18 protein-coding genes and 1 pseudogene are annotated in these 11,827 nt (G+C 55.4%); 6 read left to right on the top strand and 13 right to left on the bottom strand.

The window, feature by feature from the left end; translation table 11 throughout:
• Genes ACFZPT_RS07185 through ACFZPT_RS07175 form a run of 3 tightly spaced genes read right to left on the bottom strand, consistent with a single transcriptional unit; the run spans window position 1 to window position 908 of the window.
• The gene (locus tag ACFZPT_RS07185; protein ID WP_181079718.1) at window positions 1-210 is read right to left on the bottom strand and encodes a DUF4224 domain-containing protein; all 210 of its coding nucleotides are present in this window, start codon (window positions 208-210) and stop codon (window positions 1-3) included.
• Complete coding sequence (locus ACFZPT_RS07180; protein WP_285421710.1) at window positions 207-434, bottom strand: hypothetical protein; 228 nt, start codon at window positions 432-434, stop codon at window positions 207-209. Before ACFZPT_RS07180 ends, ACFZPT_RS07185 begins: the two co-directional genes overlap by 4 nt.
• Before the next feature lie 42 nt (window positions 435-476).
• Window positions 477-908 (bottom strand): hypothetical protein, encoded by a 432-nt coding sequence (locus ACFZPT_RS07175; RefSeq protein WP_379554995.1) that lies wholly within the window; start codon window positions 906-908, stop codon window positions 477-479.
• Window positions 909-1,021: 113 nt separating this feature from the next.
• Between ACFZPT_RS07175 and ACFZPT_RS07170 the strand changes: the two genes are divergently transcribed.
• Window positions 1,022-1,597 carry a hypothetical protein gene (locus tag ACFZPT_RS07170; protein ID WP_379554996.1) on the top strand — a complete coding sequence of 192 codons (576 nt, stop codon included), beginning with the start codon at window positions 1,022-1,024 and terminating at the stop codon, window positions 1,595-1,597.
• 90 nt (window positions 1,598-1,687) lie between these two features.
• Here ACFZPT_RS07170 and ACFZPT_RS07165 read toward each other — a convergent pair whose 3' ends face one another.
• The 3 genes from ACFZPT_RS07165 to ACFZPT_RS07155 form a co-directional block, all read right to left on the bottom strand.
• The gene (locus tag ACFZPT_RS07165) at window positions 1,688-2,392 is read right to left on the bottom strand and encodes a hypothetical protein (protein ID WP_379554997.1); all 705 of its coding nucleotides are present in this window, start codon (window positions 2,390-2,392) and stop codon (window positions 1,688-1,690) included.
• A 224-nt stretch (window positions 2,393-2,616) separates the two neighbouring features.
• Window positions 2,617-3,018 carry a hypothetical protein gene (locus ACFZPT_RS07160; RefSeq protein ID WP_379554998.1) on the bottom strand — a complete coding sequence of 134 codons (402 nt, stop codon included), beginning with the start codon at window positions 3,016-3,018 and terminating at the stop codon, window positions 2,617-2,619.
• Window positions 3,011-3,346: a hypothetical protein gene (locus tag ACFZPT_RS07155; RefSeq protein WP_379554999.1), complete on the bottom strand. Its 336-nt coding sequence runs from the start codon at window positions 3,344-3,346 to the stop codon at window positions 3,011-3,013. The genes ACFZPT_RS07160 and ACFZPT_RS07155 overlap by 8 nt, the downstream gene beginning before the upstream one ends.
• 238 nt (window positions 3,347-3,584) lie before the next feature.
• Between ACFZPT_RS07155 and ACFZPT_RS07150 the strand changes: the two genes are divergently transcribed.
• A complete protein-coding gene (locus ACFZPT_RS07150) occupies window positions 3,585-3,782 on the top strand; it encodes a hypothetical protein (RefSeq protein WP_379555000.1) in 198 nt (65 codons plus the stop codon).
• Window positions 3,783-3,868: 86 nt separating this feature from the next.
• Window positions 3,869-4,708 carry a hypothetical protein gene (locus ACFZPT_RS07145; protein ID WP_379555001.1) on the top strand — a complete coding sequence of 280 codons (840 nt, stop codon included), beginning with the start codon at window positions 3,869-3,871 and terminating at the stop codon, window positions 4,706-4,708.
• Here the strand turns inward: ACFZPT_RS07145 and ACFZPT_RS07140 are convergent.
• Entirely contained in the window at window positions 4,690-5,640 is a 951-nt protein-coding gene (locus tag ACFZPT_RS07140; protein ID WP_379555002.1) for a phosphoadenosine phosphosulfate reductase family protein, read from the bottom strand. The genes ACFZPT_RS07145 and ACFZPT_RS07140 overlap by 19 nt on opposite strands.
• Before the next feature lie 80 nt (window positions 5,641-5,720).
• On the opposite strand from ACFZPT_RS07140, the gene ACFZPT_RS07135 reads away from it, so the two are divergent.
• Window positions 5,721-6,023, top strand: coding sequence for a hypothetical protein (locus ACFZPT_RS07135; protein ID WP_253491452.1), 303 nt, complete (start codon window positions 5,721-5,723; stop codon window positions 6,021-6,023).
• 11 nt (window positions 6,024-6,034) lie between these two features.
• Here ACFZPT_RS07135 and ACFZPT_RS07130 read toward each other — a convergent pair.
• Window positions 6,035-6,596, bottom strand: a pseudogene (locus ACFZPT_RS07130) (hypothetical protein).
• A gap of 97 nt (window positions 6,597-6,693) precedes the next feature.
• Here ACFZPT_RS07130 and ACFZPT_RS07125 point away from each other — a divergent pair.
• Window positions 6,694-7,608 (top strand): hypothetical protein, encoded by a 915-nt coding sequence (locus tag ACFZPT_RS07125; protein WP_379555003.1) that lies wholly within the window; start codon window positions 6,694-6,696, stop codon window positions 7,606-7,608.
• A gap of 88 nt (window positions 7,609-7,696) precedes the next feature.
• Here the strand turns inward: ACFZPT_RS07125 and ACFZPT_RS07120 are convergent, their stop codons facing one another.
• The 5 genes from ACFZPT_RS07120 to bet form a co-directional block, all read right to left on the bottom strand.
• Window positions 7,697-8,179 carry a hypothetical protein gene (locus tag ACFZPT_RS07120; protein ID WP_379555004.1) on the bottom strand — a complete coding sequence of 161 codons (483 nt, stop codon included), beginning with the start codon at window positions 8,177-8,179 and terminating at the stop codon, window positions 7,697-7,699.
• A 69-nt stretch (window positions 8,180-8,248) separates the two neighbouring features.
• Window positions 8,249-8,719 (bottom strand): hypothetical protein, encoded by a 471-nt coding sequence (locus ACFZPT_RS07115; protein WP_379555005.1) that lies wholly within the window; start codon window positions 8,717-8,719, stop codon window positions 8,249-8,251.
• Window positions 8,716-8,958: a hypothetical protein gene (locus ACFZPT_RS07110; RefSeq protein WP_379555006.1), complete on the bottom strand. Its 243-nt coding sequence runs from the start codon at window positions 8,956-8,958 to the stop codon at window positions 8,716-8,718. The genes ACFZPT_RS07115 and ACFZPT_RS07110 overlap by 4 nt, the downstream gene beginning before the upstream one ends.
• Window positions 8,955-10,583 carry a YqaJ viral recombinase family protein gene (locus ACFZPT_RS07105; protein WP_379555008.1) on the bottom strand — a complete coding sequence of 543 codons (1,629 nt, stop codon included), beginning with the start codon at window positions 10,581-10,583 and terminating at the stop codon, window positions 8,955-8,957. The genes ACFZPT_RS07110 and ACFZPT_RS07105 overlap by 4 nt, the downstream gene beginning before the upstream one ends.
• Window positions 10,580-11,386: a phage recombination protein Bet gene (gene bet, locus ACFZPT_RS07100; protein ID WP_379555081.1), complete on the bottom strand. Its 807-nt coding sequence runs from the start codon at window positions 11,384-11,386 to the stop codon at window positions 10,580-10,582. Before bet ends, ACFZPT_RS07105 begins: the two co-directional genes overlap by 4 nt.
• 133 nt (window positions 11,387-11,519) lie before the next feature.
• On the opposite strand from bet, the gene ACFZPT_RS07095 reads away from it, so the two are divergent.
• Window positions 11,520-11,786, top strand: a complete 267-nt coding sequence (locus ACFZPT_RS07095; protein ID WP_305436783.1) for a hypothetical protein — start codon at window positions 11,520-11,522, stop codon at window positions 11,784-11,786.
• The last annotated feature ends 41 nt before the right edge of the window (window positions 11,787-11,827 follow it).

Genomic DNA, 11,827 nt, shown 5'->3' with positions numbered 1-11,827 from the left:
TCAGCTTGCCTTGCGTGGTTTCCATACGAGTTTCTCTGGCTCGGATATGCCGACGGCAGTAACTGCCATGGCTGTCACGCTCGGCCAACCGTTCATTTTGATGGTGTGCCGGATGCCGTTTCTTTTGAGGTTCAGGATCTGCCCAGCCTTTGTCCGAGCGCCGGTCAGCTCGCAAACCTCTTCATGCGATAGGAATTGAACTCCGCTCATGGATCGCTCCGTGCGCCCGTAGTGGGCCGCGCTGTCTTGATGATGTGAATGATCAGGCCGAAGCTGGTCAGCATCCACGCGCAAGTGCCGCCGAACGCATAAAGCAGTGCCTCGGTGGTGCCGGTGAAAACCAAGTCAGGGCCAATCCAGAAGATCCAGCAGCCGCTGGCGACCAGGTACAGCAAAGCGCCCAGCAGGATCAGGGTGAGTTTTATTGCGAACATGGGGTGTCCTTGCCGCGCTGGGCGGCAGAAGGTGGGTTAGGGTTATTCGTCGTCGGAGTCAGGATCTTCATCATCGCCATGGCTGACGCTGATGGGCAGTTTGCCAAGGCGATCCATTGCCAGGACGATCCCGATGCGCAAGCCCTTAGCCATATCTTTTGTCAGCATGATGTCGACTGGATCATCGGCGCCAAGGGAAAGGGTCGTGCCTTCCTTGGAATTGTCGATAATGATCTGCAGCTGATCGGTCTGCCGTTTATGCCAGGCAAGCAGCGCTTCGATCATCTCGCCGACATCCTGCGGGGCGCCTACTGAGCCCTCCAGCGCGCCTTTGACGAGTTTCTCCAGCTCCATTTTTTCAACTTCGGCGCGCTCGAGCTGGTCGTCGGCGGCGAATGGCCCGCCAACCATCGACCAGCTGCTGGCGAATACTTGGGCTTGTTCCATGATGGCTTTTACAGTTTTCTCAGACATGCGAATTCCTCGCCCGTCGTTCACCGGCAGGCTTGATGGGTTGATAAAAAACGAGAGGCCTAACGCTTCTTAACTTGTAAGATATGTTTAGGAATTTATTGAGGTTTGAAGGAATGGCGGTCTCAGAAGGGGTGCGTGTTTCAATAATAGCTGGCTTGGCGGCGGTTTTTGGGGGGTTGGTAGGTGCTGGAATATCAGGATATTTCGCAGTAACCGCAGTTAAAGAAACTGCAAGGTCACAGAATTCGTTAGCGCTTGCACAAACTAATAAGGAGAAGTCCGTACCGTTTTTTTCTGCGTTGCGCGTAATGAACAGAGTTGCGTTAATCGAGGGTGCTACTTTAAAAGATTTTGAGGCTGCTTGGGTCGGCCTCGACTCCGCTGCAGGAATGCTTGAGCCATATCTAGATTATGGACAGGCAATGAAGATGGAAAAAATAGTTCGCGGTTATAGGTCGTTTTTTGAACTCGAAGGACCGGGGTTGCGCGGTAAGGCTAGAATTGAGCTGGTCAGCGATATCTCTGAGTTTATGTTGGAGTTTCATGTTTCGAATGAGCGTCTTGCTTTTAATGCTCAAGCATCTCCTGAAGAGTTAATCGAAGATCAGAAGGTTAATAAGTTGCTCCTTCAAAAGCAGTTTAATGGAGAACTAAAATTTCATGAAGATGATAAATCAAGTAGTAACTAGTAGTTCGTCACGGCAGCTCCTTCGCCGCTATAGCGGCTGACTTTAAAGGGGGAGGGGTTACAGGTTTTCGGCTGGAGTACGGATGTACTCCTATCGGGATGTGGCTAACTGAGTCTTCACGGCGAGGCCAGATACGGCCTTGCTGTAGATGTACTTGATCTGATCCCACGGGATGGTGTGTTTCTGCCCGTACTCACCTTCACCGTCGCAGATTGAGCAGCCTTCGGTTGGCTCTTCAAGCTCGCAGCATTCAGGGCATTCTTTGGTAACCAGCAACTTGAACTCGCCAAGTAACAGGGCTTTGGCACCATTCTCGGCGGTAAGCTGGCGAGGCATGATGCAGTAGCCATCGGGCACCACCGCTACCGGCGCGGGCTGGTCGGCGTAGAGCGCGCGAACCTCATACTGCCATTCGTTTATGAGTGGATTTTTCTGGTAGTTTGCGAACGATTCTGCCGAACACTTCTCCCACGGGAACCAAGCGCGCTCACCATCTTCTGCACGCCAGAGCGGTCGTGTGCGTGACTGGTACTCCACCGGCTCGCCCTGGGGCAGGGCGGCTGGCTCGACCGGCAATAGCTCGTAGCCCATGGCTCGCCACTTGTCTGCGTTCGGCCCCTCCTTGATACCCCAGGGTTTGCCGTTCACTTCCATCGCGAGCCACTGAATAGCAGGCGCATCCAGCAGGGCGCGCAGCTCTTCACGCCTTCCGCCAAGGTCCATCACATTCCCAGGCGTTACAAGCCACTCGATAAGCTCACGCGGCACACCGTCAATCGTTTGGCTGGTGGTCATGGCTTTTGCACCTGAGTGATGGCTGTCAATGCAGCGCTGAGACATACGGCCGCTCGCTGGCGCGTAAGGCATGTCACGGTAACGACAGTGATGCTTGAGCCGCCGCGAGCAGTCCATGAACCGTCAGGATTTTGCGTTACCTCAATTACGTGACTCATAAATACCTCAGCAAATCAGTTGTGCCACTGCCAGCAGGCACCAGCAGTAGGCGGGGAGTTGGGCTTTCATGGCTTGAGGAACTTGGCGATATCCCTTTCAAGATCCGCCCAGCCGCCATCCTCAATGACTGCACGGGCTCGTCGAAGCAGGTCTATTGCCGCGTCATTCCGCTCATCCGCTGCGGTCAGGCGCTGTTGCAGCTCACCCACCAGCCTATCCCCTGCCTGACCGTTGCGAAGCTCTGATTCGCGCTGCTGCTCTTTTTGGTCGAGTTGGCGCTGGAGTTGGTCGCGCTCGGCAGTGACACGGTCGAAGTCGGTGCCAAGGTTGTAGCGAACCGATGCATCTCCACTTCCGCACTCTTCGCACGCATGCCATACATCGTCTTCGCACCACTCTCGCTGCATGTGTTCTTCATGGCATGCGGGAGCAAGATAAATTACCGAATGCTCTTTCACTTCACTCATGACCCACCTCCCTAGCTTTGGCGCGGGACTGAGCGCAGGCGAGCCAGCCGCCCCATGCCGCCTGATGATATTCCTGGCGATAGCACCCAGCAGAGTCGCGATACAGATCAGGCTCTCCGAATCCAGCTTCTTCCGAAGCTTCGATCATTGAGTCTTCAAACAGCTGCCGCTCCTTAGCCTCGTCGAAGATGGATTGCGGTTGCGCAGGTGAATATAGCGCTTCCTTGATCGCTACAATCTTGTCCGAAGACATGCGAACCACTAGCGCTGGATCATCCAAAAGGCTTTCCAGTAGATCAGCCGGCACCAGCTTGAATTCAGTAGTCATACGGTATTCCTTGCCGGGCCATGCCCGGGCGGTGGAGTGGGGGCATTTATAAGTTGCTGGTGCGCATTACCTCTTTCATCCATTGAGGTTTTTGCATATGCGACGATTGAAGCGCCTTCTGGGGCTGGTCTTAACCATCCTGCGGCTCATCGATGAACTCGACCAAGACGGAGGTGACAAAGACGGGGACCGATGAACCGAGGTGATACGATGGGCCTTCTCTGAAGTGGGAAGGCCCATGACCAAGCACGATATTTACGATGAAATCGACGGCTTTCAGGTTTGGAACTACACGGAGTGCGACAAGGCCGATGAGGGCCGGGAGACCTGGCGTATCAACGTCGAGGTAAAGCGTAGTGGTGAGGTGGTGGTTCCGGTTGTTGCCGGTGACCGAACCTATGTTGGCCGTGGCCTGGCGCAGGTTGCCGGGCGTTAGGTCGGGGCCCGGTTGATTGCTGGCGCAGACCTATAGGCCTTCTGTAAGCATGGTGGCATCTAGTCGGTGTATTCGGTCGAGTTGATTTGGAGATGGTCGTTATGGTGTGCGCACTTTGCAAAGAAGAGAAAGGAACGCTTATCGACAGCCACTTTATGCCAGCAGCGGCTTATCAGCATGTTCGAGGAACAGAAGAAACGGGTAATGGACCGCCCGTGCTGATTTCCCTTCGAAGGAAAAGTGCAATCCAAACAGATAAACAAATTAAGCGCCCACTGCTCTGCAGCGATTGTGAGGATCTTTTCTCGAAAAAAGGGGAAAGGATGATGGGGCAGCTTTGGGCTACTGCGTCAGGATTCCCATTACTGGACTTGTTAAATTCAAAGGCCACAATCTCCAAGGGTGAGAGATTCGACATGTACGACGGTCGCTTGCTGGATGCAGGCGTTGTGAGCTCGATTTTCTACTTTGCAATGAGTATCTTTTGGAGGGCGCAGGTCTGGGACTGGGGCTATGAGGAGGATCCTTACAAACGTGCGCTCGGAGAACATTATGAATCGAAGTTCAGGAAGTTTTTGTTAGGTAGAGAAACGCTGGATAACGTGTTGTTGTTCGTCAATGTGAATTCCGACTCAGATACTACGGCCGTTATGACGTTTCCTCTTTCAGGGAGAAGCGGCGCGGATCGACTTCACACCTTCAGTCTGCTTGGCTTCAAATTCACCATGTATGTTGGTCGATCAATAAGCTCTGCGACCCGAGCTCCATTTGAAATTCATAAAACGCAGATCATGTTTGTTTCTTCAGACCTTAAAAAATCGGCCTCATTTCAGAAGTTGGCAGTCAGAGTTCAATTAGAAGTGGAGGCGAAGGGGAAATTGAAAACTAGTTCCGCGAATAAATTCAATCATTCACAAAGACCGTAAGCGGAAGAGCATCTGTTCTGGCTGTCGTTTCGAGCGATCAGGTCTACCATGTCGAACTGGCGGCCGCCGCGCGCGGTGTTGCTCCAATCGACGATCCTGTCAATTCCGTGCGTGACTGCGCTCACCTTGTCATCTGACCGGACGGTGGGGTCGGTGACGGTGGCGAAGAACGTGGCGGCACCGCGCTTGCTGGCTATGCTCACCAGTCGCTCCCACTCACGAACCCTGTCAACCTCCTCTGGCCACCTGGCCGCGATCTGCCGGAGCTCGTCTTTCGCGCACATGATGCATGGCATACAGCCAACGCGATTGCAGCCTTGCAAGTACAGCGGGTTCGGCTTGATACCGGCTGCCCGGTGAGCCTCAAATACCGAATCAACTGTCCACTTCAAGATTGGCCGGTAGTTGAACAGGCCGCCTCCAACCTCATTGCACTCTGCAAGGTACCTGCGGGCCGGCGATTCATCGGCCCGAACGCCTTGCCAGGACAACAGCATGTTCTCGCCGTCCATGAGCGGCAGATATACCTGCTCGATGATCGGATTGCGCTTGAGCTCGTCGGTGCAGAAGCGGGCTTTGGTGCTGGGGAATCGACCTTTCCATAGGCACAGGTCCAGAAACGGGTTTCCAGTTGGGTGCAGAACTTCCAGAGCACCCAGCACCACCGATTCCGCCACACCCTTTTCGCGCCACTTGGTCTCGATGAATTTGCGCTTTCCGGCGATCTGCCTGGAGAAGTCTGCCTTCACCCAGCGAATGGGAACACCCGTGGCTTCAGCCAGGTAGTGGATGTAGTCGTACGTCTCTGGATGCTCATGCCCGGTGTCCGCAACAACGGCACTCAGGTTCGGCACCTCCAGCTCGCGGGCGACCAGCAGCGTAGCCGTGCTGTCTTTACCGCCGCTCATGCTGACGATGTTGTGAGTAGGCATAGGGGATCCTCGCCGGCTGGCGTGATTCGTTGATATGGGGTATTTGTGATCGGCTAGAAATTTCAAAAAAAGGCAGAGTTATGAACGGTCTTCACGAGAAGCATTACTTGCTGCAAAACGCCGTTGAGGCCTTCATTACACACACAGGAACGGAGCGCGATAGGGCTGAGAGCGCGATACGTGAGCTTGGGCCGCTCAAGGCTAAGGACTTTCCAGAGCACCTTGAGGCATCTAACTTCGGCCAGATCGAAGGTTTCGCAAAGCAGCTTCGATCCGGCAACATTTCCGAAGAAGGATTGAAGCGGCTTCTTTGCAACATTTGGGCGCTTTACAAATCAGTCTCGGCATCAAGGGATGCTGCGTTGCGAGGTTCAGCGCAATAGGTGAAGGCAGGTCAGGCCGCTTTGCGCTGACCAAGCACTGTCTGGCGTGCCGCTTCAAATTCGCTGCCGAGGATCTCGGCGGCGCCCTCGATTTTCTCGTTTCCATCCTCAAGGCGGATGCCGAGATTCAGGTACACGACGCCATCAAGCTCGAAGAACACACCACCGCACATCCACAGGGCGCCTGGGTTCAAGCCGATCGCCTCCCAAGCTTCGTCCATGTCGATGCTGGCCGGGCAATGCTCTTTCCACAGGGCCGAAAGGCGCTCATGCTCGGCGACCAGGGCGGCGCGTGCTTCCTTCGGCGTCCCTTTCGCAGGCTTGGCGCTTGAGCGTAGCGCTCGGTAACCGTACTGGTGCCGGACGGCACCAGTGCACATCCAGATCACGGCTTGAGCTGAGCTTCACGCCGCCAACGTAGCTGCGGCTGCCGGAGCGCATTGGCGAAGTCTCGCCGCCGAAAACCTGGCCCAGCTTGGCGCGCTGCGCGTTCCAGGCGGCTCGCTTGGTGTCCCAGGCCTTCACCGCAGCAACCACGGCAGGCGCGGTGGTCTTGTACATGTAGTTGCTCATGGATTATCTCCAGTCAGGCGCCACCACGTGACGAGTGGTGGCAATTTGTCTATATTTCGCTTTTATGTGCGCAGGCAGCGAGAGAGAGGAGCAGGGAATGGCGAAGCAAGGTACAGGCAGGGTGGTAAAAGAGGCTGTTATTGGGCTCGAGGAGGGGGTGACTAAAAAGTGCTTCATTGTCACCCCGATTGGCTCAGATGCGTCGCCAACCAGAAGAGCTGCCGATGGACTGATAAATGCAGTTATGAAGCCTGTTTTAGAGAAAATGGGGTTTGAGACATTTGTCGCTCATGAAATTGCAAGCCCCGGATCAATTACTCGCCAGGTGATCGAACATATAATTTATGACGATTTGGTGATTGCAAATCTAAGTGAACTTAATCCCAATGTCATGTATGAACTTGCGGTAAGGCACTGCGTGGGGCTACCTATCGTTGTTTTAGCGGAAAATGGCACGCGACTCCCATTTGATATTTCTGACGAACGTACCGTATTTTTTCAAAATGATATGTACGGTGCTGTTGATTTGAGTCCTCGTCTTGAGGCTGCTATAGACGCAGCATTAATAGGAGGCGAGCCAGATAATCCAGTATACAGGGTAACTCAAAGTAGAGTCCTGAGAGAATCGGTTGAACCCGATGATGCCCAAGCGTTTTTGATTAGGAAGCTGGACTATATTGAGTCATTCATTGGCGAGATTAAGCTCCGTGGCGTCGTGCCTACGCCGCCCTCATTACCGATATTGAATGACGCGCAATTGGACTTCTTGGTTAACATAGAGGATTCAGGCGTTGACAATGTCTTGATTAAGGAGTTCTTGGCTTTAATGCCAGGGGTGACCAGTGTAAGATCTGTAAATAGCGAAAGTGCAAAGATCGCGTTTATTGTGTCTGCTAATCGTGAGATAGAATGGTCAGACATTGAAGTTCTTGAAAAGCATTTCAAGGTTCAAGCAAAACTTCTGAAAAAGCGTGCGGGAACTAAATCTTACTACCCAAAAAACCGATTCTAAAATTTTATGATTGTCGATATTTGCGAGACTAGCTTTGTGTAGCTGACACTGTTAGCTGCATTTTGCTCAAATTTTTTAATGCAAGAAATTACTTGGCGTCATCCCAGGCGTTCATTTTAAGCGATTCGGCGAAACCTGCTTGCCGTAATTTGCGCGCCACGTTTTCTGATATCTCGAATCCGTGGCGCTTAATTTCGAAGTAAGTGGCGGACTTCTCGGCGCCCATCGAGTGTGCATGTGCGATCAACCGCCTGATAGTGGATCGGTCCTTCGTTTCGCCCATTTCCTCGGTGAGTGCTGCCAACCGGTCACGCATCCCTTGGCGGAAGTAGTGACGGATGATGTCAGACGATCCTTTTACTTTCGGTGGCGCCGGAGGAAGATCCTCGTCCCGGCCATTCAGCACCAGTAGCTGCACTGCCTCACTGACTTCCTCGATCTCATGCCAGCGCATCAACTCGTCGAGCATCTGCCTGGTTCCGTACGGGACTGTGTGCCGCAGTTCCTGCTCGCCCAGTTCCTGCCGCTTCTCGGCAAGCTTAGCCGTTCGTTCTTCCTGGGTCACAGCCATGGCCTACCTCTTCTATTCCGCTGGCCGGCAGTGCGAGCCAGGTTTGACGTTTGCGTTGCTGGGGACGTGCTATGCGGCGCATGAATCGACCTTCACCTGGTGCCAGGCGCCGACCGCCTCGAAGATTCGCGCGGCGTGCGCCTCGTCCAGCGACAGGGTGTCGGGAATGGCGATCCAGCCCGAGGCCACCATCTGGCTTTGGTTTGCCTCGTCGCGCAACTTCTTGTAGCAATGCTCGATCACGTCTTCCAAGTGGTCGGAGAGGTAAACGCCATCGGGCGCCACCTCCATGGACTTGCTGTACCGGTCGCCGCGGGCGTCGATGCAAAGAGCGCTGAGGTAGATCGTCCACCGGTGCGGGATGCCGCAGACGGCCTGGCCAATTTTCCCGGGCGCGATGTACTTGAGCGACTTGTAATTGATCATGCCCTGGCGGCCGCTGGGGTCGATGTTGACCACCGCGACGTGGTCGGCGGCCAGCAGCGAGCGGCACGACCGGGCAATGCGCGCCTGCAGGTTATGCGGTTTGCGCTTGCTCATAATGCCTCCGCGAGTTTGCGCAGCGCTTCACGCTCGGCCCGGGTCATGGGCGGCTTGCGGCGCTTGAGGACGGTTGTCGGGTCGATGAATTCCGAACGCTTCGCCGGGTCTGGATTGATCGGCGGACTATCGCCGATGGTGAGCTCGCCGCCGGCGGCCAGGTGCCGCCGGACTTGACTGGAAAGCTCCAGCGCTTTCTCGCGTCGGAACTCGATATCAGATCTGAGGTTGCTGATCATGCTGCCGCCTTGCCGAGTGTCACCCCGGCCATGCTGAAGTTTGCACCCTGCGCTGCGACCATCGCGTCGAGCGCTTCCCAGTTGACCAAAAGCAGCGTGACCGGCGCCTGACCGTATGCCACTGCTTTGATCAGTGCCTCGAAGTCCGTCACGTTGGCCTGCAGCGCTACCTGCTCGACCACGTGGCTCGTTACTGGCTTTGTAGCTTGGGAGACGGGTGCCGCTGTCTGAACTGGCGCGGCGCGGACTGGCTCGGGCGCCGCCACTTTCTCCACGACTGGCTCTGGCTTGATGGCTGCCAGTCGCTGGGCTTCCTGCTCTTCGGCGATACGCTTCGCTTCGGCCTTTTCTCGCTCCACTTTCTGGTGTTCGGAGATTCGGAATTTGATCAGCGTCACCAGGTCGTCATTGGCCTTGGTAACCAGTTGCTGCACATCGCTGAACAAGAAGGCGTGATCAACGGCGAGCTCAGCCAAACTGGTCAGGTTCAAACGAATGCTATCGGCTGCTTGGCTAGCGTCGATCTTCGCCCGGGCAAGCTCGGTATCAACTGCATCCTGAAGGCTGGCGATAGTGCGCTTGCTCTTCATGGCGCCGACGAAGTCCGAAACGACATGAGGCAGCGTGACTTTGCCAAGGGTCTTGTTGATTGCGGCGATGTGATCCGCCAGCGCGAGCTCGGCTTTTTGTTTGATGTTGGTCTTCACCAGCAGCTCTTGAGCCTTCACCAGCTTGTCGACCTTCAGGCGAGTCTCGCGAGCATGGGCGCTGATGCGGTCCAGCGACGAAAAAAGCTCGTCGATGCTTTGGGTCTGCGACAGGGCCTGCTTCTTGGCGGCCGCGACAGCCTCTTCAACATCACCGCACCACTTGACCGCCTTCTTCGCGTCGGCGAAGTCCTGGTCCGTAGAGAGTGTGGTTTTCACCGAGTCGATGACCGCCAGGGCCGAATCTTCAAACACCTTCAGGTTGCTGGCGGTGACCATGCCGGTCAGCTCGATGCGCAGGGCTGGCAGCTCATCAGGCGCCTTGCCGACTACGATTGAAGGAGCGTCGACTATTTCGAAGTTGGCCAGGTCTGCCTCGAACTGTTTCCAACCCTCGATCAACTGGGTCGCGCGCCCGGCGACAGGTCGGTACTCCATGTGCACGAAGTTTTCCGGCGTGCCATCCGAGCAAACAAAGATAACCCGCTCAGCGCCGCTCACCAGCAGTTGCTGTTCAAGCTGCCAGTAGTAGTGCGGAGCCAGGTCGCCGGCTTTCACCTGGGCCACGACCGACTCATTCCACAGCTTGTGCTCGAACAGGGTCTCTCCGAGCATCGTGGCGCCGTCCATGGAGGCGAGCAAGTCGCCTTCGGTGGCAACGATCGGATAAAGCTCTTCGCCGATAAGTGCTTCGGCCAGCGGGCGAGCCATGGCTTCGGTTGCGTGGCCTTTGTCGAAAATGAACTGCTGAGACGGCGTGACATCGGGCGAGATGCCTGTCTTTTTGGCTGCGAGCAAATCGGTGCGGGTTTGGTACTTCGAGGCGCCCATCATTGCTGGTGCTTCTGAAGCGGTGCGGTACTGAGCGCGAAGGGCAAGCCACTCGGCGGAGCCTTGAGCTACGTTGTGAATTTTCATGCTGCGTCTCCATCGAGGGCTTTGAGGTTGGTGATTTTTTCAATCTGCGCCGGGCTCAGCGTGTACTTGCTGCTGATGGTCGCAATGAGGTGCTCTGGGCTGGTGCGGTTCGAGTCGATCAATGGCTGCCACTTCACGATGTTCTCGGTCAGCAGGTCGTCGGAGTAGGCGGGCAGCGCTTCCGGTTCAGACTGGGCTTGCTGTCGTGGGCTGACATCGCGCACCGGCTCCTCGAATGCCTTGCCCTCCATCTCATCCGCCGTTGGCGCCGATCCAACTTCAGGGAATGCTTTGCGCAGGGCCTGTGCCTCGGCGCATTTGGCGAGCTGGGCAAATGCTCGACGCTTCCACATGGCGTTGGGCGCCGCAGTGTCCTTGCTGGCTGTTGCGTAGTTTTCGATCCAGCGCTCGTTGGCTGTGTATTCGGCCACCAGGCCGTTGCTCATCTGCCGCTTGACCGTCACGCGGCACCATTCGGGATACGTGACTTCTACACCGCTCAACTGCGCAGTCACTGGAGGGCCATATTCTGGTTCGCTGATCCCTGCGTATTGACCGGTCCGCGCTGCCTGGATGCGGTACAGGCCGATGCCGGGCATCACCGTGTCCTGCATCTTTTTCGTCTTCGAGTTCCAGATCGGGACGATGTGCACCGGCTTCAACATCGGGTCCAGATGCGCGGCCTGGCAGTAGGCCAGGACCATCACAACCGAGTTCTTTTCTGCGCCGGGGTAGAGGCTGCTGCTCAGCACTTCAACGAGCGCGGCCTCCGACAGTGCAGGAAAGTTTTCGTCCTGCTTCATTACTGCTGACATGGGGAATCCTTGCCGCGATGCTCGCAGCGATCGAGATGAAAACTAGTGAGAAAAGACTGCTGGTATTCAGATATACGAGGTTGGTAGGATCACAGGCCGATAACTCACAAAGGGACTTGTCATGGCCAAGAAAAAGGCGCCTCCATCCTTCCTAATTAAATTTGAACCGATGCGGGTTTCAATCGAACATCGCGGGAAAGGGAGTAAGTTTGGAAAAGCTGATTCACTTTATATTCGGACCGAGCACGGCGTGGCGTCCATTCAATACGCCGGTGATATCGCGGAAGATGCTTACAATTTGATCCAAATGCCGAGCGAACCTGAGTTTTTACGAAAGCTGGCCAAACAACTGAAGGCTTTAGCGAAGAAACTCGACCCTACTGAGTGATTCGATCAGCGAGTGCGCTGAGCAACATCAGGAAGGTGAAG

Source organism: Pseudomonas sp. MD330_10 (assembly GCF_042610415.1).
Taxonomy (GTDB): Bacteria; Pseudomonadota; Gammaproteobacteria; order Pseudomonadales; family Pseudomonadaceae; genus Aquipseudomonas; species Aquipseudomonas rhodesiae.
Note: the sequence above shows the minus strand (reverse complement) of the source record. Positions and strands in the feature narration are given on the sequence as shown.

Bases quoted from the DNA above. Each gene is read 5' to 3' on its own strand.
- ACFZPT_RS07165 (WP_379554997.1), bottom strand. From the start codon at position 2,392: ATGACCACCAGCCAAACGATTGACGGTGTGCCGCGTGAGCTTATCGAG.
- ACFZPT_RS07120 (WP_379555004.1), bottom strand. From the start codon at position 8,179: ATGGCTGTGACCCAGGAAGAACGAACGGCTAAGCTTGCCGAGAAGCGG.
- ACFZPT_RS07150 (WP_379555000.1), top strand. From the start codon at position 3,585: ATGACCAAGCACGATATTTACGATGAAATCGACGGCTTTCAGGTTTGG.
- ACFZPT_RS07170 (WP_379554996.1), top strand. From the start codon at position 1,022: ATGGCGGTCTCAGAAGGGGTGCGTGTTTCAATAATAGCTGGCTTGGCG.
- ACFZPT_RS07110 (WP_379555006.1), bottom strand. From the start codon at position 8,958: ATGATCAGCAACCTCAGATCTGATATCGAGTTCCGACGCGAGAAAGCG.
- ACFZPT_RS07105 (WP_379555008.1), bottom strand. From the start codon at position 10,583: ATGAAAATTCACAACGTAGCTCAAGGCTCCGCCGAGTGGCTTGCCCTT.
- ACFZPT_RS07155 (WP_379554999.1), bottom strand. From the start codon at position 3,346: ATGACTACTGAATTCAAGCTGGTGCCGGCTGATCTACTGGAAAGCCTT.
- ACFZPT_RS07180 (WP_285421710.1), bottom strand. From the start codon at position 434: ATGTTCGCAATAAAACTCACCCTGATCCTGCTGGGCGCTTTGCTGTAC.
- ACFZPT_RS07185 (WP_181079718.1), bottom strand. From the start codon at position 210: ATGAGCGGAGTTCAATTCCTATCGCATGAAGAGGTTTGCGAGCTGACC.
- bet (WP_379555081.1), bottom strand. From the start codon at position 11,386: ATGAAGCAGGACGAAAACTTTCCTGCACTGTCGGAGGCCGCGCTCGTT.
- ACFZPT_RS07140 (WP_379555002.1), bottom strand. From the start codon at position 5,640: ATGCCTACTCACAACATCGTCAGCATGAGCGGCGGTAAAGACAGCACG.
- ACFZPT_RS07125 (WP_379555003.1), top strand. From the start codon at position 6,694: ATGGCGAAGCAAGGTACAGGCAGGGTGGTAAAAGAGGCTGTTATTGGG.
- ACFZPT_RS07115 (WP_379555005.1), bottom strand. From the start codon at position 8,719: ATGAGCAAGCGCAAACCGCATAACCTGCAGGCGCGCATTGCCCGGTCG.
- ACFZPT_RS07175 (WP_379554995.1), bottom strand. From the start codon at position 908: ATGTCTGAGAAAACTGTAAAAGCCATCATGGAACAAGCCCAAGTATTC.
- ACFZPT_RS07160 (WP_379554998.1), bottom strand. From the start codon at position 3,018: ATGAGTGAAGTGAAAGAGCATTCGGTAATTTATCTTGCTCCCGCATGC.
- ACFZPT_RS07135 (WP_253491452.1), top strand. From the start codon at position 5,721: ATGAACGGTCTTCACGAGAAGCATTACTTGCTGCAAAACGCCGTTGAG.
- ACFZPT_RS07095 (WP_305436783.1), top strand. From the start codon at position 11,520: ATGGCCAAGAAAAAGGCGCCTCCATCCTTCCTAATTAAATTTGAACCG.